Annotated in this window: 24 protein-coding genes; 15 read left to right on the top strand and 9 right to left on the bottom strand. The window is 51.1% G+C overall.

Annotated features, from left to right (window positions below; genetic code table 11):
- Positions 1–18: 18 nt before the first annotated feature.
- Entirely contained in the window at positions 19–1,476 is a 1,458-nt protein-coding gene (locus EVJ26_RS01550; protein ID WP_131457250.1) for a phospholipase D family protein, read from the top strand.
- A gap of 402 nt (positions 1,477–1,878) precedes the next feature.
- On the opposite strand, the gene EVJ26_RS01545 is transcribed toward EVJ26_RS01550, so the two are convergent.
- Positions 1,879–3,504: an alpha/beta hydrolase gene (locus EVJ26_RS01545; protein ID WP_131469696.1), complete on the bottom strand. Its 1,626-nt coding sequence runs from the start codon at positions 3,502–3,504 to the stop codon at positions 1,879–1,881.
- A 1-nt stretch (position 3,505) separates the two neighbouring features.
- On the bottom strand, positions 3,506–4,045 hold the full coding sequence (def, locus tag EVJ26_RS01540; protein WP_131457248.1) for a peptide deformylase: 540 nt from the start codon (positions 4,043–4,045) through the stop codon (positions 3,506–3,508).
- Positions 4,046–4,377: 332 nt separating this feature from the next.
- Here def and pdhA point away from each other — a divergent pair, with 332 nt between their 5' ends.
- The 4 genes from pdhA (at position 4,378) to lpdA (ending at position 9,242) form a co-directional block, all read left to right on the top strand.
- Complete coding sequence (pdhA, locus tag EVJ26_RS01535) at positions 4,378–5,463, top strand: pyruvate dehydrogenase (acetyl-transferring) E1 component subunit alpha (RefSeq protein ID WP_131457246.1); 1,086 nt, start codon at positions 4,378–4,380, stop codon at positions 5,461–5,463.
- 3 nt (positions 5,464–5,466) lie between these two features.
- A complete protein-coding gene (locus EVJ26_RS01530; RefSeq protein WP_070327596.1) occupies positions 5,467–6,444 on the top strand; it encodes an alpha-ketoacid dehydrogenase subunit beta in 978 nt (325 codons plus the stop codon).
- A gap of 76 nt (positions 6,445–6,520) precedes the next feature.
- Positions 6,521–7,825, top strand: a complete 1,305-nt coding sequence (locus EVJ26_RS01525; RefSeq protein WP_131457244.1) for a dihydrolipoamide acetyltransferase family protein — start codon at positions 6,521–6,523, stop codon at positions 7,823–7,825.
- 4 nt (positions 7,826–7,829) lie between these two features.
- The gene (gene lpdA / locus EVJ26_RS01520) at positions 7,830–9,242 is read left to right on the top strand and encodes a dihydrolipoyl dehydrogenase (RefSeq protein WP_131469626.1); all 1,413 of its coding nucleotides are present in this window, start codon (positions 7,830–7,832) and stop codon (positions 9,240–9,242) included.
- Positions 9,243–9,363: 121 nt separating this feature from the next.
- Here lpdA and EVJ26_RS01515 read toward each other — a convergent pair whose 3' ends face one another.
- Together EVJ26_RS01515 and aac(6') are read right to left on the bottom strand one after the other, a co-directional pair.
- The gene (locus EVJ26_RS01515; RefSeq protein ID WP_131469625.1) at positions 9,364–9,903 is read right to left on the bottom strand and encodes a transposase; all 540 of its coding nucleotides are present in this window, start codon (positions 9,901–9,903) and stop codon (positions 9,364–9,366) included.
- A gap of 271 nt (positions 9,904–10,174) precedes the next feature.
- Entirely contained in the window at positions 10,175–10,618 is a 444-nt protein-coding gene (gene aac(6') / locus EVJ26_RS01510; protein WP_070327593.1) for an aminoglycoside 6'-N-acetyltransferase, read from the bottom strand.
- Between the two features lie 75 nt (positions 10,619–10,693).
- Between aac(6') and EVJ26_RS01505 the strand changes: the two genes are divergently transcribed.
- Entirely contained in the window at positions 10,694–11,014 is a 321-nt protein-coding gene (locus tag EVJ26_RS01505) for a DUF3055 domain-containing protein (RefSeq protein ID WP_070327592.1), read from the top strand.
- A gap of 105 nt (positions 11,015–11,119) precedes the next feature.
- On the opposite strand, the gene EVJ26_RS01500 is transcribed toward EVJ26_RS01505, so the two are convergent.
- Positions 11,120–12,601 (bottom strand): aminotransferase class I/II-fold pyridoxal phosphate-dependent enzyme, encoded by a 1,482-nt coding sequence (locus EVJ26_RS01500; RefSeq protein WP_131456320.1) that lies wholly within the window; start codon positions 12,599–12,601, stop codon positions 11,120–11,122.
- Between the two features lie 184 nt (positions 12,602–12,785).
- Between EVJ26_RS01500 and EVJ26_RS01495 the strand changes: the two genes are divergently transcribed.
- The 3 genes from EVJ26_RS01495 (at position 12,786) to EVJ26_RS01485 (ending at position 14,820) form a co-directional block, all read left to right on the top strand.
- The gene (locus EVJ26_RS01495; protein WP_070327590.1) at positions 12,786–13,052 is read left to right on the top strand and encodes a UPF0223 family protein; all 267 of its coding nucleotides are present in this window, start codon (positions 12,786–12,788) and stop codon (positions 13,050–13,052) included.
- Positions 13,053–13,299: 247 nt separating this feature from the next.
- Complete coding sequence (locus EVJ26_RS01490; RefSeq protein WP_015881266.1) at positions 13,300–13,488, top strand: hypothetical protein; 189 nt, start codon at positions 13,300–13,302, stop codon at positions 13,486–13,488.
- A 78-nt stretch (positions 13,489–13,566) separates the two neighbouring features.
- Positions 13,567–14,820 carry an inositol monophosphatase family protein gene (locus EVJ26_RS01485; protein WP_131467792.1) on the top strand — a complete coding sequence of 418 codons (1,254 nt, stop codon included), beginning with the start codon at positions 13,567–13,569 and terminating at the stop codon, positions 14,818–14,820.
- Positions 14,821–14,855: 35 nt separating this feature from the next.
- Here EVJ26_RS01485 and EVJ26_RS14425 read toward each other — a convergent pair whose 3' ends face one another.
- Positions 14,856–15,032, bottom strand: coding sequence for a DUF5325 family protein (locus EVJ26_RS14425; protein ID WP_167615659.1), 177 nt, complete (start codon positions 15,030–15,032; stop codon positions 14,856–14,858).
- Between the two features lie 164 nt (positions 15,033–15,196).
- On the opposite strand from EVJ26_RS14425, the gene typA reads away from it, so the two are divergent.
- On the top strand, positions 15,197–17,041 hold the full coding sequence (typA, locus tag EVJ26_RS01480) for a translational GTPase TypA (protein ID WP_070327588.1): 1,845 nt from the start codon (positions 15,197–15,199) through the stop codon (positions 17,039–17,041).
- Positions 17,042–17,125: 84 nt separating this feature from the next.
- Positions 17,126–17,476, top strand: coding sequence for a YlaH-like family protein (locus EVJ26_RS01475; RefSeq protein WP_236633741.1), 351 nt, complete (start codon positions 17,126–17,128; stop codon positions 17,474–17,476).
- Positions 17,477–17,512: 36 nt separating this feature from the next.
- Here the strand turns inward: EVJ26_RS01475 and EVJ26_RS01470 are convergent, their stop codons facing one another.
- On the bottom strand, positions 17,513–17,713 hold the full coding sequence (locus tag EVJ26_RS01470; RefSeq protein ID WP_083273976.1) for a YlaI family protein: 201 nt from the start codon (positions 17,711–17,713) through the stop codon (positions 17,513–17,515).
- A 113-nt stretch (positions 17,714–17,826) separates the two neighbouring features.
- On the opposite strand from EVJ26_RS01470, the gene EVJ26_RS01465 reads away from it, so the two are divergent.
- Positions 17,827–18,276 carry a PNPOx family protein gene (locus tag EVJ26_RS01465; RefSeq protein ID WP_131469624.1) on the top strand — a complete coding sequence of 150 codons (450 nt, stop codon included), beginning with the start codon at positions 17,827–17,829 and terminating at the stop codon, positions 18,274–18,276.
- Between the two features lie 32 nt (positions 18,277–18,308).
- Positions 18,309–19,625, top strand: coding sequence for a PhoH family protein (locus tag EVJ26_RS01460; RefSeq protein ID WP_016509526.1), 1,317 nt, complete (start codon positions 18,309–18,311; stop codon positions 19,623–19,625).
- Positions 19,626–19,913: 288 nt separating this feature from the next.
- On the opposite strand, the gene EVJ26_RS01455 is transcribed toward EVJ26_RS01460, so the two are convergent.
- Both EVJ26_RS01455 and EVJ26_RS01450 read right to left on the bottom strand, forming a co-directional pair.
- Positions 19,914–21,113: a multidrug efflux MFS transporter gene (locus EVJ26_RS01455; RefSeq protein ID WP_131456351.1), complete on the bottom strand. Its 1,200-nt coding sequence runs from the start codon at positions 21,111–21,113 to the stop codon at positions 19,914–19,916.
- A 147-nt stretch (positions 21,114–21,260) separates the two neighbouring features.
- Positions 21,261–21,728, bottom strand: a complete 468-nt coding sequence (locus EVJ26_RS01450) for a hypothetical protein (protein WP_070327585.1) — start codon at positions 21,726–21,728, stop codon at positions 21,261–21,263.
- 172 nt (positions 21,729–21,900) lie between these two features.
- Here EVJ26_RS01450 and EVJ26_RS01445 point away from each other — a divergent pair, with 172 nt between their 5' ends.
- Together EVJ26_RS01445 and EVJ26_RS01440 are read left to right on the top strand one after the other, a co-directional pair.
- Complete coding sequence (locus EVJ26_RS01445) at positions 21,901–22,179, top strand: Fpa/YlaN family protein (RefSeq protein ID WP_070327584.1); 279 nt, start codon at positions 21,901–21,903, stop codon at positions 22,177–22,179.
- Positions 22,180–22,265: 86 nt separating this feature from the next.
- A complete protein-coding gene (locus EVJ26_RS01440) occupies positions 22,266–23,501 on the top strand; it encodes an FtsW/RodA/SpoVE family cell cycle protein (protein ID WP_131456316.1) in 1,236 nt (411 codons plus the stop codon).
- Positions 23,502–23,520: the final 19 nt, after the last annotated feature.

The raw sequence follows: 23,520 nt of genomic DNA, 5'->3' as shown, positions 1-23,520 counted from the left end.
AAAAAGGGGACGGTGCGTATGGAACGGCAGAAGCATAAGACAGGATGGCTCAAATGGGGACTTGCCGCATTTGCGCTCTTGTTTTTAGTCACGATGATTTATCATCAAGTAAAGCCGCTACCAGAAGGGGTGTCTCGAGCATCCGAATCGGTAAACATCTCGGATGACCAAATCGATTTTTTGTCTGATTTGACATACCAAGGGGAAGATACGGAAGTGACCGAGCAAGAAATCTTCCAAGATGTCGAGCGATCGATTCGGGAAGCAAGCGAATATATCGTCATGGACTTTTTCTTATTCAATCCATATTCAAATGAAGATCGACAGTACCCGGACATCACGGCCCGCCTGTCGTCAGCACTCTTAGAACAGATGGAGCTGTATCCGGACTTGAACGTCGTGTTGATCACAGACGAGATCAACACGACGTATAACGGCCACGCGTCTGACCATTTAGACGTGCTCAAGGAAGCGGGCGCTGAAGTCGTCTACACGAACCTCGACGCGTTACGTGACCCGAATATCTTGTACTCGACGTTGTATCGCATCGGCTTCCAATGGTTCGGGGACAGCCAGAACGGTTGGCTTTCGAACCCGATGGCGAAATCGGCACCGGACATCACGATTCGTTCTTATTTACGGTTACTGAACGTGAAAGCGAACCATCGCAAAGTCATGGTGACGGAGAACGACGGGTTCGTCCTCTCGGCGAATCCGCATGACGCGTCCGGTTACCATTCAAATGTCGGTGTCCGACTCGACGGTCCGATCCTAGCTGACATTCTTGAAGGGGAAGAGGCGATCGCCCGGTTCTCGAAAGGGGATGCGAGTCGTTTCCCGAGTGAAGAAAAACTTGCCGCCTTACGTGACGAGGACTCGGACGGACCGATGCAGGTTCGTTACGTCACCGAGTCGAAAATTCAAGAAGCCGTCCTGAAAGCGATGGAAGAGGCGAAAGCGGGCGAGACGATTTGGATCGGCATGTTCTATTTGGCCGACCGGAACATCATCCAGTCGATCCACGACGCCGCCGAGCGCGGCGCGTTCGTCAAGCTCATCCTTGACCCGAACACGAACGCGTTCGGGCGTAATAAGTCGGGTCTCCCGAACTTGCCGGTCACGGCTGAGCTCGTCGAAGTCAATCCGGAACAGATAGAGGTCCGCTGGTACGAAGTCGGGAAAGAACAATATCATCCGAAGATGCTCTACGTCGAAGGCGAGCAGCGTGTTGTCGTGATGGGGTCTGGCAACTATACGACCCGGAATATGAACGACTATAACCTCGAGGCGGACGTCGAAGTGACGACTGCGACCGAGACCGAGTTCATGCGCGAAGTCGATAGCTATTTCAAACGGCTTTGGAACAACGAGGACGGGACGTACACCGTCGCTTATGATGAGATTCAGACCGACTTGCCGATTGGCAAGTACTTGCTCTACTGGTTACAGAAGTTGACGTGGACGATGACCTACTGACCTAAACAAGCCCGTCCTCAACAGAGGGCGGGCTTCAACTTGTTGACTAACATGATTGCTATCGCTCGTCCTTTCGGCGCCCACGCTTTCCGCAGGCAATCCCGGAGCCGCATCGCGACTCGCGTCGCTGCTGGGTCTCCGTTGGATTGCTATCCTGCAGGGGACGGGGCGCCATCGGACGGGCAACGCACACGGTCGCCATCTGGCGGCGGTCACCGCATAAATTATGAAAGAACTGGCCAATTTGTTGGCCTAGAAAGACCGTATACATAACAGTTTTTCAATTTTATGTCGGGCAGAGTGACTCGAGGTCATCGAACATAAAAAAGACGAACCAATTCGCGAAAAGCGAATTGGTTCGTCAACAGCCCAAGCCCGTCCTCATCAGAGGACGGGCTTGTTTTATTGCGTTTCGACTGGATTGAACTCATTTGAATACTCGTATAAGAACTCGCCCGTCTCACGGAGCACGTCCGTCTTCCGATGAAGTGAGAAGTGATCGTATGGGACGGTCTCGGTACCGATATTGTTCGTGTATTCCTCAAGCAAGAGCGAGCTCGACGGTTCGATCAAGTTGAACTCGCCGCCTCGTCCTGAGAACGAATACACTTGGACGGAGCGGGGCCACGTCTCAAGCTTCGCCTGGAACGACTTGAGCCCATCAGAACTCGGCGACAAGTCGCGGATGGCCGGACTGCCCGTGTTCACACCGAAGTTGCTGGCGGATAAACCGAAGTTGGCGAGGCGCGTCCCGGCGAACGGGCTATCGAACGTAACGAGCTTATCGACGATATACTCGTCTTGGTTCAAAATATAGTTGGCTGCGGCGACACCGCCCATACTGTGCCCGATCACATACATGCGGTCGAACGAACGGTTTCGTTCCGATTTGTACTCTTCGATGGCGAGGTTCAACCACTTCGTCTGGTTGTTCAAGGACGCTTCAGCATCCTCATATTCAATCCGGACGATCGGGCGGTTCGAACTGTAATCATTGATGACGCAGTCGACCGCTCCTTTCGCTGTCACCGTACAAAGCGCACCGTCTTTGGCGAGTCCGCGCTGCTCCATGTATTGGGAGAAGCGGAGGAACGTCCGGTCGGTCCCAAGCAGGCCGTGGACGGCGAACGTCGGGATGAATTCATCGGTTTGGGCGGCTTGACGGATGGCTTCGACTTTTCGATCGTTCGTCAGCTCTTCACGTACGGTCACGATAATGATGGCTAACGCTAACAGGATGATCAACATACCGAGCACGCGCGAACGAATCGATGTCCGGTCGGGGTTTCCGACATTTTTCCGAGATCTCCGCCAAAAGAAGAAAGCAGTCACACTAGCAATGATGGCAACGACGATCGTGATGGTCCACGCTTTGACGTTCGGTACGTGCGCAACAAGCATCAGATTATTTTGGCGTCCGCCGTACACTTGCCACTCGACTTGTTTCATTGAACGAGGGTCAAGACCGGTCCCATCCTCGACGAACACACCGGTCGGTACCGTCAAATTGAAACGGATGTCGGCTTGGCGGATGTAACGCTCGGCGAGTTCTTTCGGGGAACCGCTCAAGTTGACACCAGGCAAGTCAACGCGATCGAGACGTAAATCCAAGTTCGTCTTCAATACGTATGAATCGAACCAAATGCCGTCTTCCTTTTGAACGTCAAATTTCACGTCGGGGGGAACGAGGACACCGGCCGGTCCGGTCTTCCATTCCTGTTTAATGTTTCGCAGTTCATCGGCGTTTTTGAACGTCTTCTTTAACACCATACCTTCGTAATCGTCTTCGCTCGAATAGTCTCGAGTCGCATAGCCGTTATCGTTCGCTTGTTGTTTCCACGTTTCCCAGTCGAGCCGTAAGTTTAATAGCTTCATGACCGGGTGATCGCGGAATGCATACGTCGTCTCGAGCGTGACAGACTGATCATAGTGGACGGTGGCGTCATATTCGATCCGGACGCATCCACCGATTAAAAGAAACAAGAATGGGAATAGGAACAACAGTGTCTTTTTTTTCACGCTCGTCACCTCAGATCGGTTCACCGTATGTTTCTAGCGGATTGGTCGTATTAATGCGGTCATAAAACAGGACGCCGTCCAAGTGGTCGAGTTCGTGTTGGCAGACGATGGCTCGCATCCCGCGAAGACGTAACTTGATCGGATTGCCGTCACGGTCAAATCCTTCGAGGGTGATGCGACGGTGACGCGGTACGTTGCCTTTGACGATGCGGTCGACAGATAAGCAGCCTTCACCGCCGTTCAAATACGTCTGTTCGAGCGAATGACTCGTGATTTTCGGATTGAAGATCGACAGCTTGAACGTCTCTTCTTCCTCTTTTAGCAGGACGGTGAAGAACCGGCGATTGACACCGAGTTGTGGTGCGGCAATCCCGACACCGCCGCGAAGCTCATATTTTTCACTGATCTCAGGGTCTTGGCTGTTGACGAGGAACGTTTCCATCTCGTCGAGCAGGGCGAGGTCTTCTGCCGTAGGTGGAATCGAGACTTCACTTGAACGGTTACGGAGCCGCTCATCTCCTTCACGAATCACGTCTTTCATTGTTAACATGGGTAAACTTCCTTTCCAATTGCGATATGTCCAATTATATCATATTTAATGAGCGAATCGCTCAGATGGTACAGAAGGTGAAATGAAAATGATACAGAGCGTAAAACATTCGAAAAATGTGTTCATGTAAGCGTTTTTATGGAGTGAGCATATTTTTTGCGTTATTGTAACAACCCGTTTTATACTGACTAGGAAACGGCAGGAGAAGTCATACTTTCCTGAATCACGTTAATACAGATTGCTTTTTTGGACAGATACACTTAAGATTTGAGGTAGTGTTTGATCACAAAAAAAGACAATTGTCTCATAGTTGAAAGGATGAGGTGAAACGAATGAACAACGTTCAGGTACTTCAAAACGTGGAAGAAAACTTCCAAACGTTCCGTATTCTCGACGAGAAGGGCGAGGTCGTCAACCAAGACGCAATGCCAGATGTAACGGACGAGCAACTTCAGGAGCTTATGCGCCGCATGGTCTATACTCGAATTTGGGATCAGCGTGCCATCTCGCTTAACCGTCAAGGACGCCTAGGTTTCTATGCGCCAGTGGCAGGTCAAGAAGCAACGATGATCGGGACGCAATACGCGCTCGACAAGCAAGACTGGATTCTTCCGGGTTACCGCGATATCCCACAACTCGTATTCCACGGACTTCCGCTTTATCAAGCGTTCTTGTTCTCACGTGGTCACGTGGCAGGAAACCGCATCCCAGAAGACGTTAACGTCTTAATGCCGCAAATCATCATCGGCGCACAAATCATTCAAGCAGCGGGTGTGGCTATGGGCCTCAAACGCAACGGCAACACGAACGTCGCCATTACTTACACGGGTGACGGTGGATCGTCACAAGGTGACTTCTACGAAGGCATGAACTTCGCAGGTGCATTCAAATCACCAGCTATCTTCGTCGTTCAAAACAACCGCTTCGCAATCTCGACACCTGTTGAGAAGCAGACGGCAGCTAAAACGATCGCGCAAAAAGCTGTAGCAGCGGGCATCAACGGAATCCAAGTTGACGGTATGGACGTACTTGCTGTCTTCGCCGCAACACAACAAGCGCGTAAAGACGCACTTGATGGGACACCGACGCTCATCGAAGCACTCACATACCGTTACGGACCACATACGCTCGCTGGGGATGACCCAACACGTTACCGTACGAAAGAACTCGATTCAGAGTACCAAGAAAAAGATCCACTCGTACGTTTCCGTCTTTTCCTCGAAGGCAAAAAGCTTTGGAGCGAAGACATGGAGAACGAAGTGATCGAACAAGCGAAAGCAGACGTGAAAGAAGCGATCAGCCTCGCGGACAAAGAACCAAAACAAAAAGTTTCGGACTTCATCAACAACATGTTCGAAACACTCCCTTCAAACTTGAAAGAGCAGCTTGAAGAATATACAGCAAAGGAGTCGAAGTAAGTTATGGCTCAAATGACAATGATCCAAGCGATTACTGATGCGATGCGCGTTGAAATGAAGCGCGACGAGAAAGTACTTCTTTTCGGAGAAGACGTTGGTAAAAACGGTGGGGTCTTCCGTGCAACGGAAGGTCTCCAAGACGAGTTAGGCGAAGACCGCGTCTTCGATACACCGCTCGCTGAGTCTGGTATCGGCGGTCTCGCGATCGGTCTTGCACTCACAGGCTTCCGTCCAATCATGGAAGTTCAATTCTTCGGATTCGTATTCGAAGTGTTTGACTCAGTTGCTGCCCAAATGGCACGTATGCGTTACCGTTCAGGCGGCGCTTACAGCCAGCCGGTTACAATCCGTTCACCGTTCGGTGGCGGCGTTAAAACACCAGAACTGCATGCGGACAGCCTTGAAGGATTGATGGCTCAGACACCTGGTCTTAAAGTCGTCATCCCGTCAACACCATACGATGCAAAAGGTCTTTTGATCGCGTCAATCCGTGACAACGACCCAGTCGTATTCCTCGAGCACATGAAACTTTACCGTTCGTTCCGTGGCGAAGTACCAGAAGGCGACTACACGATCGAGCTTGGAAAAGCAGACGTGAAACGCGAAGGTACTGACGTTTCGATCATCACATACGGTGCGATGGTTCATACTTCACTCAAAGCAGCTGAAGAGCTTGAAAAAGAAAACATCAACGTCGAAGTAATCGACCTCATGACAATCAGCCCGCTTGATATCGACACAATCGTCGAGTCAGTTAAAAAGACTGGCCGCGCGATCGTCGTTCAAGAGGCACAGCGTCAAGCAGGGATTGCGGCGAACGTCGTAACTGAAATTCAAGAACGCGCGATTCTTCACCTCGAAGCACCAGTGCTTCGTGTAACTGCACCAGACACGGTCTTCGCTTTCGCACAAGGTGAAGATGCATGGTTACCTGACCATAAAGATGTCGTTGCAAAAGTTAAAGAAGTTATCAACTTCTGATCGTGTTCATTTAACGATGAGGGAGAATTGTCTCCCTTGTCGTATTTACATGATTATTTGATGGGAGGAAAAACCAGTGGCAGTATTTGAATTTAAATTACCAGACATCGGTGAAGGAATTCACGAAGGTGAGATCGTCAAGTGGTTCGTCAAAGCAGGGGATACAGTGAAAGAGGATGACATCCTCCTCGAAGTTCAAAACGACAAAGCCGTCGTTGAGATTCCTGCTCCGGTTGACGGAACAGTCAAGGAAGTTAAAGTCTCTGAAGGAACAGTTGCCATCGTCGGCGACGTGCTCATCACGTTCGATATTGAAGGTGATGCACCAGCCGGTGAAGAAGCAGCAGCTCCTGAACAGCCAAAAGCTGAAGAGAAGACAGAAGAGATTCAAGAAGACGTAAAAGAAGACGTGAAAGAAGACGGTCCACGTGAAGTTCAACTTCACAAGTCTGAGCGTGTCATCGCTATGCCTTCGATTCGCAAGTACGCTCGCGAAAAAGGCGTCGACATCCGTGAAGTCAAAGGAACGGGCGACAACGGGCGTATTCTTAAAGAAGACATCGACGCGTTCGCAAACGGTGAAGCACCGACAGCGGAAGCTACAACAGAGAAAACAGAATCTGTAGCGACGGCCTCGGCTGCGAAGACGGAAATCAAGCCTTACGAGTCAGCTACACCTGAACTCGAAACGCGCGAGAAAATCCGTGGTATCCGTAAAGCGATCTCGAAAGCGATGGTCAACTCGAAACATACGGCTCCGCACGTAACACTCATGGACGAAGTCGATGTCACGAAACTTGTCGCACTCCGTAAAGAGTTCAAACAAGTCGCGGCTGACCAAGGCGTGAAACTCACGTACTTGCCATTCGTTGTCAAAGCATTGACAGCGGCAGCGAAAGCTTACCCAACGATCAACGCGTCAATCGACGATGTAAACGAAGAAATCGTCTACAAAAACTACTACAACATCGGTATCGCAGCTGACACGGATAACGGCCTCGTCGTTCCTGTCGTCAAAGATGCGGACCGTAAATCAGTCTACGCACTTGCAAACAACATCAATGAGCTTGCCGGCAAAGCCCGTGAAGGCAAACTTGCTGGGGACGACATGAAAGGCGGATCGATCACAATCACGAACATCGGTTCAGCTGGTGGACAATGGTTCACACCTGTCATCAACCACCCGGAAGTTGCAATTCTCGGTATTGGCCGCATTGCTGAAAAAGCTGTCGTCAAAGACGGCGAGATCGTAGCAGCACCAGTGCTCGCACTTTCGTTCAGCTTTGACCACCGTCTCATCGACGGTGCGACTGCTCAAAACGCGCTCAACATGGTCAAACGCTTGCTTCAAGATCCAGCACTTCTAATGATGGAGGGATAAGAACATGGTAGTAGGAGAATTCGCACAAGAAACTGATTTACTTGTCATCGGCGCCGGTCCTGGTGGATACGTCGCAGCAATCCGCGGCGCACAACTCGGACTCAAAGTTACAATCGTTGAAAGAGGCAACTTTGGCGGTGTCTGCTTGAACGTCGGTTGTATCCCATCTAAAGCGTTGATTACGGCTGGACATAACTTCCAGCACGCTAAAGGTCACTCGACAATGGGAATCACATCTGAAAACGTGTCAGTTGACTTCACGAAAGTCCAAGACTGGAAACAGTCGGTTGTCAACAAATTGACTGGCGGCGTCAAAGGTCTTTTGAAAGGCAACAAGATCGAGATCGTTCAAGGTGAAGCGTTCTTCGCAGCTGAAGACACAGTTCGTGTCATCACAGAAGATAGCTCAACTCCTTACAAGTTCAAGAAAGCGATCATCGCGACTGGTTCGACACCAATCGAGATCCCATCGTTCAAATGGTCAAAACGCGTTCTTTCTTCAACTGGCGCATTGGCTCTTACAGAAGTTCCGAAAAAGCTCGTCGTCATCGGTGGCGGCTACATCGGAATGGAACTTGGAACAGCGTATGCGAACTTCGATACTGAAGTCGTAGTCGTTGAAGGCGCAAGCGACATCTTGTCTGGCTTCGAGCCACAAATGACGCAAATCGTCAAAAAGAAACTCAAACAAAAAGGCAACGTCACGATCCACACGAACGCTCTTGCAAAAGGCGTCGAGGAAACGGAAGACGGCGTTATCGTGAAGTTTGAAGTGAACGGCGAAGAACAGACTGTTGAAGCGGACTACGTCCTCGTCACAGTCGGACGCCGTCCGAACACTGGCGACATCGGCCTCGAGAATGCTGAAGTTAAAATCAGCGACCGCGGCATCATCGAGATCGACGACCAGTGCAAGACGTCGAACGAAAACATTTATGCAATCGGCGACATCGTACCAGGACCACCGCTCGCACACAAAGCTTCTTACGAAGCAAAAGTTGCAGCGGAGGCAGCTGCAGGTAAGCCGGCTTACCTCGACTACTCAGCAATCCCAGCGGTCGTCTTCACTGACCCTGAACTTGCGACAGTCGGTTACACAGAACCGCTCGCTAAAGAAGAAGGACTCGATTTCACAGTATCGAAATTCCCATTCGCAGCGAACGGTCGTGCCCTCGCCCTCGACGAGCCAGACGGCTTCATGAAGCTCATCACGCGTAAAGAGGACGGTCTTTTGATCGGTGCTCAAATCGCGGGTACAGGCGCTTCTGATATGATTGCCGAGCTTGGTCTCGCCATCGAAGCAGGCATGACAGCTGAAGATATCGCGCTCACAATCCACGCTCACCCATCACTCGGTGAGATGGCAATGGAAGCGGCAGAAATCGCAATGGGTATGCCAATCCACGTCGTTAAGTAATACAAAAACTCTCTCGCTACTCGCGGAGGGCACTGAAAAACCTCCGCTCTATCCGAGCGTGAACAGAAAAAAGGGCGATTGGACCGACTCAAGTCGGGACAATCGCTCTTTTTCCTTGCCCTTATCCTGTTTTTTCTTTTGAGAGGGTGATGATCCGCTTCAGGTTTACCGCGATGATCGCCTGCCCAATCGGCTTCTGCCCGTACCGGGCCCGGGAATGGGTCGAATCGACGATCAGCGTCCGTCCCTTCAGCAGCCCCATCTCTTTCGCGACCTCGACCGTGTGTGCGAGCAGTTTGTCGAGCAGTTTGTCGTCGTCCATGCGTTGGCGGCGGAATTTCGTGAGCGAGGACGGGTTGATGACGCCGTCCTCCGGCGCGAGATCCAGGAAATACTTATAGGTGAGGTCGGTCCTCGCCCGTCTGACGAGATCGACATCCGATAGGTTCGAGTGCGCCTTGAGGAACAGATATTTGAACATCCGGACAGGATGGACGGCCATCCGCCCGTTGTCGTGACAATACGTGTCCGCGAGCAGGTCGGTGACGAAATCGAACGATACGAGATCGTGGATGAGCCGTAGCTCGTCATCGGCAGGGATCAACAGATCGTAAAGCGCCGCATACGGGCTCGGCGGCATGTTCGGCAGGTCTGGCATCATCGGGATCGCCTCCAGGATGTGTAGTTATAGCCAGTTTAGTCCGAAACGGCAAGGACGTACAGCGTCGCCCCGAGGGCACGCCGACTCCCGGGGGAACAGCGGGCAAGGCGAGACCCAGCAGCGACATCGTCGCGATGCGGCTCGCTGACCGCCCCCAGGAAAGCGGCGTGCCGGACAGGGCGGCTTGAAGGGCAATGAAAGCAGAGGAGCGCCATCCCATCCGGGATGACGCTCCTCTGCTCAAAATTATTTGAAGTTTTTCAGTGCCCTCCTACTCGCGGGAGAGTTTTTTGATGTAGTGGACGGTCCGTTCGACTTCATCGAAACCGATTCGAGCATGAAAACGTTGGCTCCCCTCATTGTCAAGCTCCGTATCTGAAGCGAGTTCGTCACAGCCTTTCGACCGAGCGTATGATGCGGCAGCTTCGACGAGCCGGGTCGCCACATCCTGCCCGCGTACGGATTCGTCAACGTATATCCCTTCTAAGAACGCAGTCGGAGAAGAGACGGCGCCGGGAACATAGTCATGTCTGAAACTGAGCTGGCAAAATCCGACTGCCGTGTTGTCGGTCGCCAAAAAATAATGCATCTTGCCGGAACGCAATCCGAGACGAAGCTCGGCCGTCAACTCGATCAACGGGGCGTCGGGCCAGAGCGCTTGCATGAGCGTCAATAGTGCGGCTTCGTCGCGCGCGCTTGCTTTTCGAATGTTCATGAGTCATCCTCCCTAGGTTTCACAAGTTCAGTATAAAGGAAAATAACATATGAAGTCAGAAAGGAGGGAATGATCATGGCGTTTGATGAGGAGCTATTATATACCGTTTCCGAGACGAGCCGCGTTCGGTTTACCGGCATCGAAACCGAGACGTCTCGTTATGATTTCGGATTTGTCTATACGCACCAGTTCATGGGGAAAGTACTCGTCGTCTGCATGCAGACCGGACAGTCAGCCCTTCTCGATATGCATGCGCTCGAAGAACCGAGACAGCTTTATCCGATGCTCGGAATCAATCTGTATGACACCGATCATGTTGCTGAATTTTTGCGTCTTTGTCTCGAGGAAGGGACGAAAGATGAAAAAACTTCAGAATCACCTCTTGAAAAAATGTAAGCGTTTTCTTATAATGGGTAGTAGGGGAAGCAATTCGATCATCATAAGCATCTTTTCTTCTGATGACACAAAGCGAGCCGGTCAATTTGACCGGCTCGCTTTCGTTTAGCGGATTGCTTTCGTTTGTTGGATGACTTTAATCATTTGAAGCGACTCGTCTTCAAGTCCTTGAACCGGTAAACCAGCTTCGATATTGGCCGTGATGTACTCGAGTGTCGATGCCGTGATCAATTCTCCAGGAATGATGATAGGAATCCCTGGTGGATACACCATGATGAACTCAGCCGAAATTCGTCCGACAGCGTTCTCGAGCGGAATCGTTTCCGTCTCTTCGTAGAACGCGTCTCGTGGGCTGAGCGCGAGTGGTGGGATCTCCGGGAGCATGATCGATAAAGAATCGTTCCCAGACTGCTTATACACCGATACGACATCGTGCATCGCATCGATAAGTGCTTGAATCGTCGACTCATCGTCGGCACTCGTCACGATGAAGAGGACGTTCAACAAATCGGACATCTCGACTTCGATGCGGTGATGTTCGCGCAAATATTTCTCGATTTCGAATCCGGTAATTCCAAGCTCACGAACCGATACGAGTACTTTCGTCTCATCTAAGGCGTACGTCGACTCAGAATGGAGCTCAGAGTGGCCGTAGACTGATAAATGCGGCATGTTGTTGATGGCGACGCGTGCCGACCGGGCAAGCGTGAGGGCGCGTTCGTTCATCGCCTCACCTTTTGTCGCCAATTGGCGCCGGGCTGCGTCGAGCGAGGCGAGAAGTAGGTAGGACGTCGACGTCGTCGTAATCATCGAGAGCATCGCGTGGATCCGCTCTGGCGAGACGAGACCGCGGCGTACGTTCAAAATCGAGCTACCTGTCATCGAGCCACCGAGCTTATGCACGCTCGTCGCAGCGACGTCTGCGCCCGCTTGCATCGCCGACAGAGGGAGCTCGTCGTGGAATGGCAAGTGGACACCGTGCGCTTCGTCAACGAGTACAGGGACGTCCTGAGCGTGAGCAACGGCGACGATGCGTTCGAGGTCACCAGCGACACCGAAGTACGTCGGGTTGATGACGAGGACGGCTTTCGTGTCAGGATGCAGCTCGAGCGCGCGCTCGACAGCGCTTGCCGTGATGCCGTGGGCGATCCCGTACGTCTCATCGTATTCAGGATGAATGAATACAGGATGGGCTCCGGTCAAGACGAGCGCTGACATGACGGATTTATGCACGTTACGCGGGACGATAATTTTTTCGTTCGGCCCGACGACGCCCATGATCATCGCCATGATGGCGCTCGATGTACCTTGGACCGAGAAAAATGTCTCGTCAGCACGGAACGCTTCAGCAGCGAGACGCTCGGCTTCAGCAATCGACGCTTTCGGATGATGCAAGTCATCAAGTGGAGCGATGTTGATCAAATCGATTTTTAAAGCATTTTCGCCGATGAAGTCACGAAATTCGGGATCCATTCCTTTTCCGCCTTTGTGACCGGGAATATGGAACGCAATCGGATTTGTATTGACGTGTTTGAGCAACGTCTCAAATAGCGGCGTGTCGAGCTGTGTAGACCCTTTAATTTTCAATAGTAAGCCCTCCTTGAAATCAGCGTTTGTATGGGATCGGTCGTTTACGTATACTAAGTTTCTTTACCCGGTGAATGATTGGTCTGCTATGCAGAAAAACGATGCAACAAAAAAACTATAGAGATTTCCAAGTCAACTTGCAATAGTTTTTTTTGTTGATACAATGGTTGTCGAGGTGAAGAATATGCAAATCAACTATCCAATCAATCCGGACTGGACGACGGAAGAACTGATCGAAGTCGTCGAGTTCTATAATCAAGTCGCACTCGCCAACGAAGGCGGCGTCGATCGGGAAGAATTTTTAGCAACGTATCGGTCGTTCAAACAAATCGTGACATCAAAATCAGAAGAGAAGCAACTGAGCGCTGTCCACGATGAGCAGACCGGATACTCTACCTATCGTACGGTCCAAGCGGCCTTGAAATCAAATACTAAGATTATCAGGTTGTAACAAATGAATTGCAGGAACCGACGAATCTGTCGGTTCCTGCTTTTTTTAGTTAATCCCTTAAGAAATAGGGTACATATCACTAACGGTTATTTAAGGTTTAGGACCGGTTGAAGTGGGAATATATCCACTAAGATAAAAAATTCAAAATAGTCAGACAATTCTCTTTCTTTTTTGAATCTCATCTGATATACTCAATTCAACTTACTAAACCGTAACTTGTAGCCCAACAAAAGGAGTGTGGCATCTCATGAAACAAGTGATTGAGGCATTCAAAAGAAAAGACGCAGAAAAACGGATTCCGGTGCTGCGCCTAGAGATTGATTATGAATTGGCAACACTCTTCGATGCAATGGCGTCACAAGACGATGCCACTGTCCAGGCTAGCAAGCATCGGTTAGAGAAATACCGCCAAGAACTTTTGCGTCTCGAAGCCTGACCCACAACCGCTCATTCAACCAGTATTCCACGCGAATACTGGTTTTTGTTTGCTATAATACATAGAGAGGTGATAAATATGTTGGAATGGTTTGCGATTGATCTAATCAAACAAGCAGGGGAATATATCCGCCAACAAATCGATGAAAGTTATCGGATCGAGCGGAAGACGGGCAAAGGGGACTTGGTCACTGAAATCGATCGAGCGGTCGAACAACTGATCGTCGACCGCATCCGAGCGGCATATCCGGAGCATCAGATCGTCGGAGAAGAAGGCATCTCGACACAGCCTGACAAGTTGACAGGGACGGTTTGGTTTGTCGATCCGATTGACGGGACGCTCAATTTTATTCATCAAAAGCGGATGTTCGCCATCTCGATCGCGATTATGGTCGATGAGGTCGTCGAGTATGGATTCGTCTATGATGTGATGGCTGACGAGCTGTTCGTGGCACGACGTGGTTATGGGGCGACGCTCAACGGACGGAAGTTGCCGCAGCTTCATGAACATCACGTCCGTGACGCATTTTTGAGTATGAATGCGACGTGGGTGACCCCGAACCAACAGATTGCGCCAGAAGTGTTGGCACCGATCGTCCGCGACTCTGTCGGGACACGAGCGCACGGGGCCGCCTCACTCGAACTGGCTTGGGTTGCGGCCGGACGGGTCGACGGCTATATCACGATGCGCAATATGCCCTGGGATTACGCGGCCGGAAAACTTCTCGTCGAAGAAGTCGGGGGACGCGTCGTCTCCTTATACGGTGAACCCGTCAGCTATAAAGGGAAGACATCGGTCCTCGCGGGGAGTGAGACGTTCGTCAAGGACGTCATCAAGCATTACGTCATCGCGAAAAACGTGGCGCCTGAAGTGAGGCCAGACCTTGCGATCGAACCGAACAAAACGTACGACCGTGTGCGTGATTTGCTCGTCTTGGCGAATCCGAACGAGGCGATGGTGCAAGCGCAATACGAGACGGGATCGACGTTTGAGGCTTTACTCGGCGGAGAACTCGTCGGGGCGTATATGCTCGTCCGTCGCAGTGCGGAATCGGTCGAACTCGTCAACATCGCTGTCAAACCGGACCGTCAAAACCAGACAATCGGGCAACGGATGCTCCAAGACGCCATCCGTCGGGCAGCGAGCGGAAGTGCGAGCGAACTGCTCGTCTGCACGGGCAACTCAAGCATCGTCCAGTTGCGCTTCTATCAACAAGCCGGATTCCGTTTTGCTTCGGTCGAACGCGATTATTTTCCGAACCATGGCTACGAGGCAATCGAAGAAGACGGCCTCGTGTTGCGAGACCGCATCTGCTTGACGCGAGAACTATAAAACAAGGCCCAAGGCGCTCGCCTCGGGCCTGTTCGTTATGGACGTCGGTCTGCTAGGACACGGCGGCGCAAGTTGATACCGAAGAATGTAGCGACCGCGCTCAACGCGAGACTGCCAACGATGATGGCGGTACTCGCTTCGGCGACACCGATGCCGATACCGACAAAACCGGCGACGACGGCGATTGCGATCAAGACGAACATGAGTTGCATCGAAATTCCCCCTTTTTTTCTTGGCTCTATCTCATTGTAAGCAAAATCAGCGTAATTGGAAACGGTAACAGACTATATAACGTGACAAAGGTGGTAGAACCTGTGCTATACTCTTTAAGTTGAATACAAAGTTGAAACTTTTCAAATAAGAGAGGAATAACTACATGAATTTAAGAACTAACCTCCGTAACGTAGCCATCATCGCCCACGTTGACCATGGTAAAACAACGTTAGTCGATGAACTATTGAAACAGTCTGGTACTTTCCGGACAAACGAAATGGTAGCAGAGCGCGCCATGGACTCGAACGATATCGAACGTGAGCGCGGGATTACGATCCTCGCTAAAAACACGGCAATCGATTATAAAGATACTCGCATCAACATCGTAGATACGCCAGGACACGCCGACTTCGGTGGTGAAGTTGAGCGGATCATGCGTATGGTTGATGGCGTTATTCTTGTTGTCGATGCACGTGAAGGCTGTATGCCACAAACACGCTTCGTATTGAAGAAAGCACTTGACCAAGGACTTCGCCCAATCGTTGTCGTCAACAAAATCGACAAAGCGATGGTCCGTCCGCTCGACGTCGTCGATGAAGTCGTAGACTTATTGATCGATCTCGGAGCAGATGAAGATCAACTTGAATTCCCTGTCGTCTATACGTCTGCAGTCAGCGGTTCAAGTTCGTTCGATCCTGATCCTGAGAAGCAAGAAGATACAATCACGCACGTACTCGATACGATTCTTGAGAACACACCGGCACCAATCGACAACTCGGATGAGCCGCTTCAGTTCCAAGTCACGATGCTCGACTACGATAACTACCTCGGTCGTATCGGCGTCGGTCGCGTCTTCCGTGGGAAAATCAAAGTCGGAGACCAAGTCTCACTTTGCAAAACGGACGGATCGATCAAACAACTTCGCGTCACGAAGCTATTCGGTTACTTCGGACTCAAACGTGTTGAAATCGAAGAAGCTAAAGCTGGTGACTTGATCGCCATCGCCGGGATGGAAGACATCAACGTCGGTGAAACGGTCACACCGGTCGGTAAAGAAGAGCCGCTTACGCTTCTTCGCATCGATGAGCCAACGCTTCAAATGCGTTTCATGACGAACAACTCTCCATTTGCAGGACGCGAAGGCGATTTCGTGACAGCACGTAAAATCGAAGAGCGTTTGATGAAACAACTTGAGACGGACGTTTCGCTCCGTGTCGAAAACACAGACTCGCCTGACCAATGGGTCGTATCAGGACGCGGTGAACTTCACCTCGGTATCTTGATCGAGAACATGCGTCGCGAAGGGTACGAGATCCAAGTTTCGAAACCACAAGTTATCATCCGTACAGCTGAAGACGGTACGAAAATTGAGCCTTTCGAGCGCGTCATCATCGACGTACCGGAAGAGTACACAGGTTCAGTCATGGAATCGATCGGTCTCCGTAAAGGTGAACTCGCGAACATGAACACGAACGATAACGGTCAAACTCGTATGGAATTTATCGTTCCTTCACGTGGTCTCATCGGATATCGTAACGAGTTCTTGTCGGCGACACGCGGATACGGAATCTTGAACCATACGTTCGAAGAGTATCGTCCGTTCATTCCTGCTGATATCGGCGGTCGCCGTAGCGGTGTCATGGTTTGTATCGAAGCTGGTAAGTCAACGGCTTACTCAATCGGTGCACTCGAAGACCGTGGGACGATCTTCATCGAACCAGGTACAGATGTATACGAAGGCATGATCATCGGTGAATGTAACCGTGACGTCGATCTCGCGATCAACGCCGTCAAAGGGAAACAGTTGACGAACATGCGTGCATCATCGAAAGACTCGACACAAGTCTTGAAACGTCCGCGCGTCTTCTCGCTTGAAGAGTCGCTTACGTTCTTGAACGATGACGAGTACTGCGAAATCACACCGCTCTCGATTCGACTCCGTAAAAAGGTCTTGAACAAGAACGAACGTGAAAAAGCTGACAAGCGTCGTAAACTTGGTAAAGAATAAGTAGAAAAGGGAGCGCCGAGGCGTTCCCTTTTATTTTGATTCGTGTAGAATAGACGTGTAGGAAACAAAGGGGGATTATTTGCCTTGAAAGCTTCTCAAACGATGGACATTACCCAAATCGACGTTCCGTGGATCGCCTCGCTATTAGGTGTCGGCAGTGACGCGAACGACTTTTCGGTCGGCTTTAACGCCTTGATCATCACGGTCATCTTATTGACGTTGCTCGTCTTTAAATTAGGTTTTGCCAAACAACTCGCGTGGTGGAAGGCGCTCATCGTCTACATCATTCTCGCGCTCGGAGCGGGGACGATGGCGCTCGTCTTCTTCACGTGGCCAATCCCGGAAGTATTGCTCGTCATGGCGGTCGTCCTAGCCATTTATCGGGGCCGGCTCTGGTGGAACCGCCGTCAAGACCAAGTCAATGAACCAACCTAAAAAATGGACGTCCCGTTAAAGGGACGTCCATTTTTGTTACCATCTTCGCTTTTGGCGAAACGATGGATATAGGTGGAATTGGCCTGTTGCCGCACGCTCAGCCGTTCGTTCCGTAATGCGTGCATGACACTCTTGGCACATGTACGTTTTAGCAGGTTTATTGCGAAGTCGTTTCGCTTCGAACGACCACGAATCAATCGTATCGACTTTATCACAAAGAGAGCACTTTACGCGCATGGTCTCACCTTCCTCTTCGTTGATTATAGCATGATTTCCAGATAGAAAAGCAGGGAAAGAAGTCATTAAGGGCGAATCCATTTCGTATACCCGTTTAAGAAGGAGGGGAGTGCATGGCGAGTAAAGCAATGTTCGAACTTTCCCGGGCGCAACAAGAAACGTTAAACGAGATGCCGTTGACGTTTCTCGTCGCGTTCGATGAAGCGAAGCGGTGGCCGATCACCCACGCCATCAGTTGGGTGCAGGCGACCGATCAACAGACAGTCCGATTTGCCCTGACAAAAAACTCGCATCTCATCACGCTGTTGACAAGCGAAAAGACGGCGGGGCTCATCTTTTTAGAGGACGGTCTCGCTTACAGTGTGACGCTCTCGCACGTCCATGAATTTGAACCGGCTGTGAAACCGGGACTGCACCTTCGCTTTTTTAAAGGTTCGGTCGAAGAAGTCCGCAACATCTCCTTTTACGGGGCGACGTTCGGGCAACCGGACATCGTCAAGACGTACGATATCGAAGCAGCGGAAAAATTGGACCGAGAAGTGAAGGAAAGCTTGAACTCTTGATCACCAACAATTTTCGAGGGGCGGCAAAGCTTATGAAAAAAACGTATGTGCTCGATACGAACGTACTTCTACACGACCCACTCTCACTCTTTCAATTCGATGAGCATGACGTCGTCATCCCGGCCATCGTCCTAGAAGAACTCGATGGAAAAAAACGAAACATGGACGAGCTTGGCCGTAACGCCCGAGAAACGGCGCGTGTGCTTGACCAGCTCCGATCGACCGGCAAACTTCATGACGGGGTGCCGCTCGAGAATGGCGGCCATCTCTTCGTTGAGATCGGTCATGAACATACAGTCGACTTCCCGTTCGACGTCATGACGAATGACAACCGGATTTTGACGGTCGCACTCGGTTTGATGAAACAGTATGAGCATGATCACAACCGGAAAGTCGTGGTCGTCTCAAAAGATATACTGGTCCGTGTCAAAGCGGATGCAATCGGCATCGAAGCCGAAGATTATTTGACAGACCATATCGTCGACACGACGAATCTGTACGCCGGCTATCGCGAGATTGAGGTCGATCAGGCGATAATTGATGAATTCTATCAAGTTCGCCAGCTACCGACGTCGGCTTTTTCAAAAAACCAACTGTACCCGAACTCATTTGTCATCTTAAAGAGTAACGTTTCGAAAGCGAGCGCACTCGCGGTCGTCGATCCGTTACAACCGATCGTTCGACCGTTATCGCTCGACGCCGAGCACGTCTGGGGCATTCATCCGCGGAACGTCCAACAACGAATGGCGCTCGATTTACTGCTTCGCGACGATATTCCGTTCGTGACGCTCCTCGGGAAGGCCGGGACCGGGAAGACGCTCCTCGCTCTCGCGGCGGGACTTGCCCTCGTCGAGGACGAACGTCGCTTCAACAAGCTCGTCGTGGCGCGTCCGGTCGTGCCGATGGGCAACGACATCGGATACTTGCCGGGTGAGATGGAAGATAAGCTTCGTCCATGGATGCAGCCGATCTATGACAATCTTGAATTCTTGTTTAATGCCAACTCGAAAGACGAGCTCGGAAATATCCTCGCCGGCATCAAATCGATTCAGCTCGAGGCGCTCACATATATTCGGGGGCGAAGTATGCCGGACCAGTTCATCATCATCGATGAAGCGCAGAACTTGACGAAGCACGAGATCAAGACGATTTTGACCCGGGTCGGGGAGAATTCGAAGATTGTTCTCGTCGGCGATCCGTATCAGATCGATCATCCGTATTTAGATGAATATTCGAACGGGCTCTCGTATGCCGTCGAGCGGTTCAAAGGGCAAAACGTATTCGGTCACGTCCAACTCATCAAAGGCGAACGCTCGTCGCTCGCCCGGTTGGCGGCCGACTTGCTATAGAAATAGACGTCGAGCGTGAGCGTGACGTCTCAGCTTGTTGACCAACATGAATAATATTGCTCGTCTTCCGGCGCCCACGCTTTCTGCAGGCAATCCCGGAGCCGCAACGCAAACGGTCGCCATCTGGCGGCCATTTGTCTTTTTCTGAGGCCTCGACAGTCGAGAGAAAAAGCCCGGTTTATGTGGGGCAGAGCGCCTCGAGGTCTTCAGACATAAAAAAGACGAACCAGATCGCTATTAGCGACCTGGTTCGTCAACAGCCTGAGACGTGGAGCGTGCGCTCGACGTCTATTTTGTGTTTGGGTGGAGCAAAACTTGGACGTTCGCCTTCTCAAGCAACGCGTTCGTCAACATGATCAAACCGGTTATGATGAAGAGAGCGGAGAATCCGAAGTGGGCGACGATTTGGGATCCGAACAACGGTCCGAGCAGGTTGCCCATGAACTGGGCCGACTGGTTGTAAGAAAAAATGCGTCCGGTCGCGTGACTCGGTGTATGTTTCCTTAGCAGTGACTGCACAGACGGCATGAGTGCCGCGGTCGCGAAACCAAGGCCGAAACGCAACATGACGAGCTGTGTCGTCGACGTCACGAACGCCTGAGGAATCAAGAACGCGGTATAAATGATGAGCGCCCAAAACAAAATCCGTTCCGGCCCGTGGCGGTCTGACAGCCGTCCGAGATGTTGTGCGGACAGGAGGGCGGCCACCCCCGGCGCTGAAGCGACGATTCCCGCGATGAACGCGAGGGAAGTCGTGTACGGGTTCAGTTCACGGACGTACAGTGTCAACAGTGGGCCGATTGACTGCGTTGAAAACTGAATTAAAAACGTCGTCAAAAACAAGCTGAAGATGAGTTGGGGATGACGGAGCGAGGCGATGATCGACTTTGTCGAATCAAGTCGCTCGCGCGCCACCGGGACGAAATCTTCTTTCACGAACAGGAGTGTGATTAAAAACGTGACGAAGAGTGCGCTACCGGTAAAGAGAAAGACGGGTCGAAGCCCAATCCAGTCTGCGAGCAGTCCACCGATCAATGGACCGAGGAGTCCGCCGGTGATACCACCGGTCGACAACGTGCCGAGCGCCCAGCCGCTTTTCTCTTTTGGTGTCTGTGAGATGACGAGAGTGATGCCGGCCGAGATGAATCCGGAGACGGCACCCATGATGAGTCGTAAACCGACGAGTTGATAAACGTCTTGCACGAAGCCGATCAAGAACATGACGACGGCCATTCCGAGGCTCGCCCGAATCAACATGAGCTTGCGCCCTTTCTGGTCAGCGAGTCGGCCCCAAAGCGGGGAGACAATGGCGGCCACGAGGAAAGTGGCGCCGAAAGCGACGGCGGACCAGGTGACGACGTGGTCAGGGTTGGTCACACCGAGCTCTTCGATAAATAAGGGCAGGAACGGTAAGACGAGGCTCATCGAGGCAGCCGTCAAGAAGCTGCCGATCCAAACGATGATCAAGTTCTTTTTCCATAAAGGTATCGTAAGCGTCACGACCTTTCTGCATAGAGTAGATTTCGATATCACACATGTTACACTTTGTGAAGTAAAAAGTCCAAAAAAAAGACGAACGAGATCGCTTATAGCGACCGCGTTCGTCAACAGCCTGAGACGGCGAGTGCCTTCTCATCAGCCATCCGTTCGGACGACGATATGGTCGACCTGACGGATGATTTGGTTGTTGTAGAGTGCATAGACCGGTCCGTCAGCCAACACTTTTCCATCTTGTGAAAACTGAAGATAAATCGAACCGACTTCGGCGAGTGGGATCGTCAATACCGTCTCCCCATAAAAGCTGACGTGCGTCGCCGTATTGAGCGGCTCGGCGTTTTGGAGAAATGGTGCGAACGGCATCGCGAACGAGTCACGAAGCGCAGCGTCTTTGTCGGCCCGCGACATCGGTTTATTGTGGTCGACGCGCGTCCCTAGTGTCAATCCGTCGTCCCATGCCTTCCCCATTTTGGCATAGTAGGCGTCTGAGTCATTCTCGACGGCTTGGTCGAGTTCGTCGACTTTGCGTTTACGTTCGTCAAAAATCCATACGGTCGGGTCAATCGTCAGCGCGTGACGGACCGCTCCATCTAACGGAAAAATCATTGATACTCCCCCTTAACTAGCGATACAATGTATATTATACAGCTCTTCCGTGCAAAAAGGAAAACTGCGAGAAACACGCTTTGAATCTAGACTGTTCATTGAATTATGATGAAATATAATGTACAGTTGAGTTATGACAAACAGTCTGTCATTGTACGGAGGAGGGGTCGTAGTGGCGACAAATTTGGCTGCAGTCCAACGGGAACAGGCGCTTCACTTGCTTGAAGCAGATGCTGAAAAAATCCGTTGCTTGATTGAGGTACAATTAGAAAACTTGAAAATGCCGAAGTGCCCGCTTTATGAAGAGGTACTTGATACACATATGTTCGGTCTGTCGCGCCAAATCGATTTTGCGGTCCGGCTTGGACTTATTTCAGATGTCGAAGGCAAGCAACTGATCGATTCATTGGAACAAAAGTTATCCGCGCTCGCGGAAGCTTCAGAATTATGAACCTTATACTCAAACTGTGCAGGCGGCGCTGTTTGAGTATTTTTTTATAACGGGTTGCGGATTGCTGTACATAAGGAAGTGAAAACATGAAAACTCGGTTTCGGTACTTTGATTTCTCACTGTTCATTGCGGTGCTCTTGCTCGTTGGGATCAGCTCGATCATGATTTACAGCGCCAGTGTTTGGAATCGTGGGGATTACGCGAACAGCGGCTTGTTTTATCGTCAACTGTTCTATGCAGGGTTCGGGATTGTCGTCTATTTGATCGCGACGATGTTCCGGTATGAAAACTTCCGCAAAAAGAACGTGTTGCGAAGCCTGTATGCGCTCTCGGTCATTCTACTGTTTGTCACTTGGGCGATGCCTCCGCTGAACGGTGCCCGGGCTTGGCTCATCATCGGCGGTTTCACGATCCAACCAATCGAGATCGCTAAGTTTGTGTTAATTTTATTGCTCGCCAACTACTACCATCAGTTATGGAATCGTGAACTGACAGGATGGCCGGGCCGAATCGGCCGTGCGGCGATCGAACGGAAAAAGCTACGCGCCCAAATCGGGGCTTTCTTCATCATCCCGGGTTTGTTCTACTTTTTCCCGTATGCCTTCGTCATAAATGGACAGCCTGACCATGGCGGATTGTTCGTCTTAGGGGTAATTATGTTCATGATGTGGTTAGCTGCCGGGGCCCCGCTTCGCATCATCATCCCGGTGATTATTGCTGGAATTGGTTTTGTTTATGCTATGTATACGTTTGTTTTCACAGAAAACCAAGTTAGTCGGATTAACGTCGTCTTCAATCCATTCATGGACCCAGAAGGCTACGGGCATCAACTTCTCATGTCGATCATCTCGATCGTGCATGGGGGATTGACCGGCGTCGGACTTGGGAATAGTTATCAAAAGTATGGCTATTTGCCGGAGCCGGAGACGGACTATATCATGTCGATCATCGCCGAAGAACTTGGCTTTATCGGCGTCCTCGTCGTCTTGGTGTTGCTCTTTTTCATCGCGTTCCGGGCAGTAAATATCGCCAACCATACCGACAGCCATTTTGCGATGTTCGTCTCGTTCGGGATTGCCGCGCAAATCATGGTCCAAACCGGAATCAATATCGGGGCGATGTCGGGCTGGTTCCCGGGTACGGGTGTGACGCTTCCACTCGTCAGTTACGGCGGCACGTCGCTGATCATGACGATGGGAATTCTCGGTGTGCTCAGCAGTATCTCGATGCGTAACCGTCACCGAGAGGCGACACGCCGCGCGGGAATTCGCGAAAAATCAGAAGAAAACGTTCAAAATGCATCACTACATGTAGTAAGGTAAAGATGTATATGTAAACGAT

It is taken from the genome of Exiguobacterium sp. SH3S1, from assembly GCF_004337105.1.
GTDB classification, from domain to species: Bacteria; Bacillota; Bacilli; order Exiguobacteriales; family Exiguobacteriaceae; genus Exiguobacterium; species Exiguobacterium aurantiacum_A.
The sequence above is the reverse complement of the archived record's forward strand: the minus strand, read 5'-3'. Positions and strand labels throughout refer to the sequence as shown.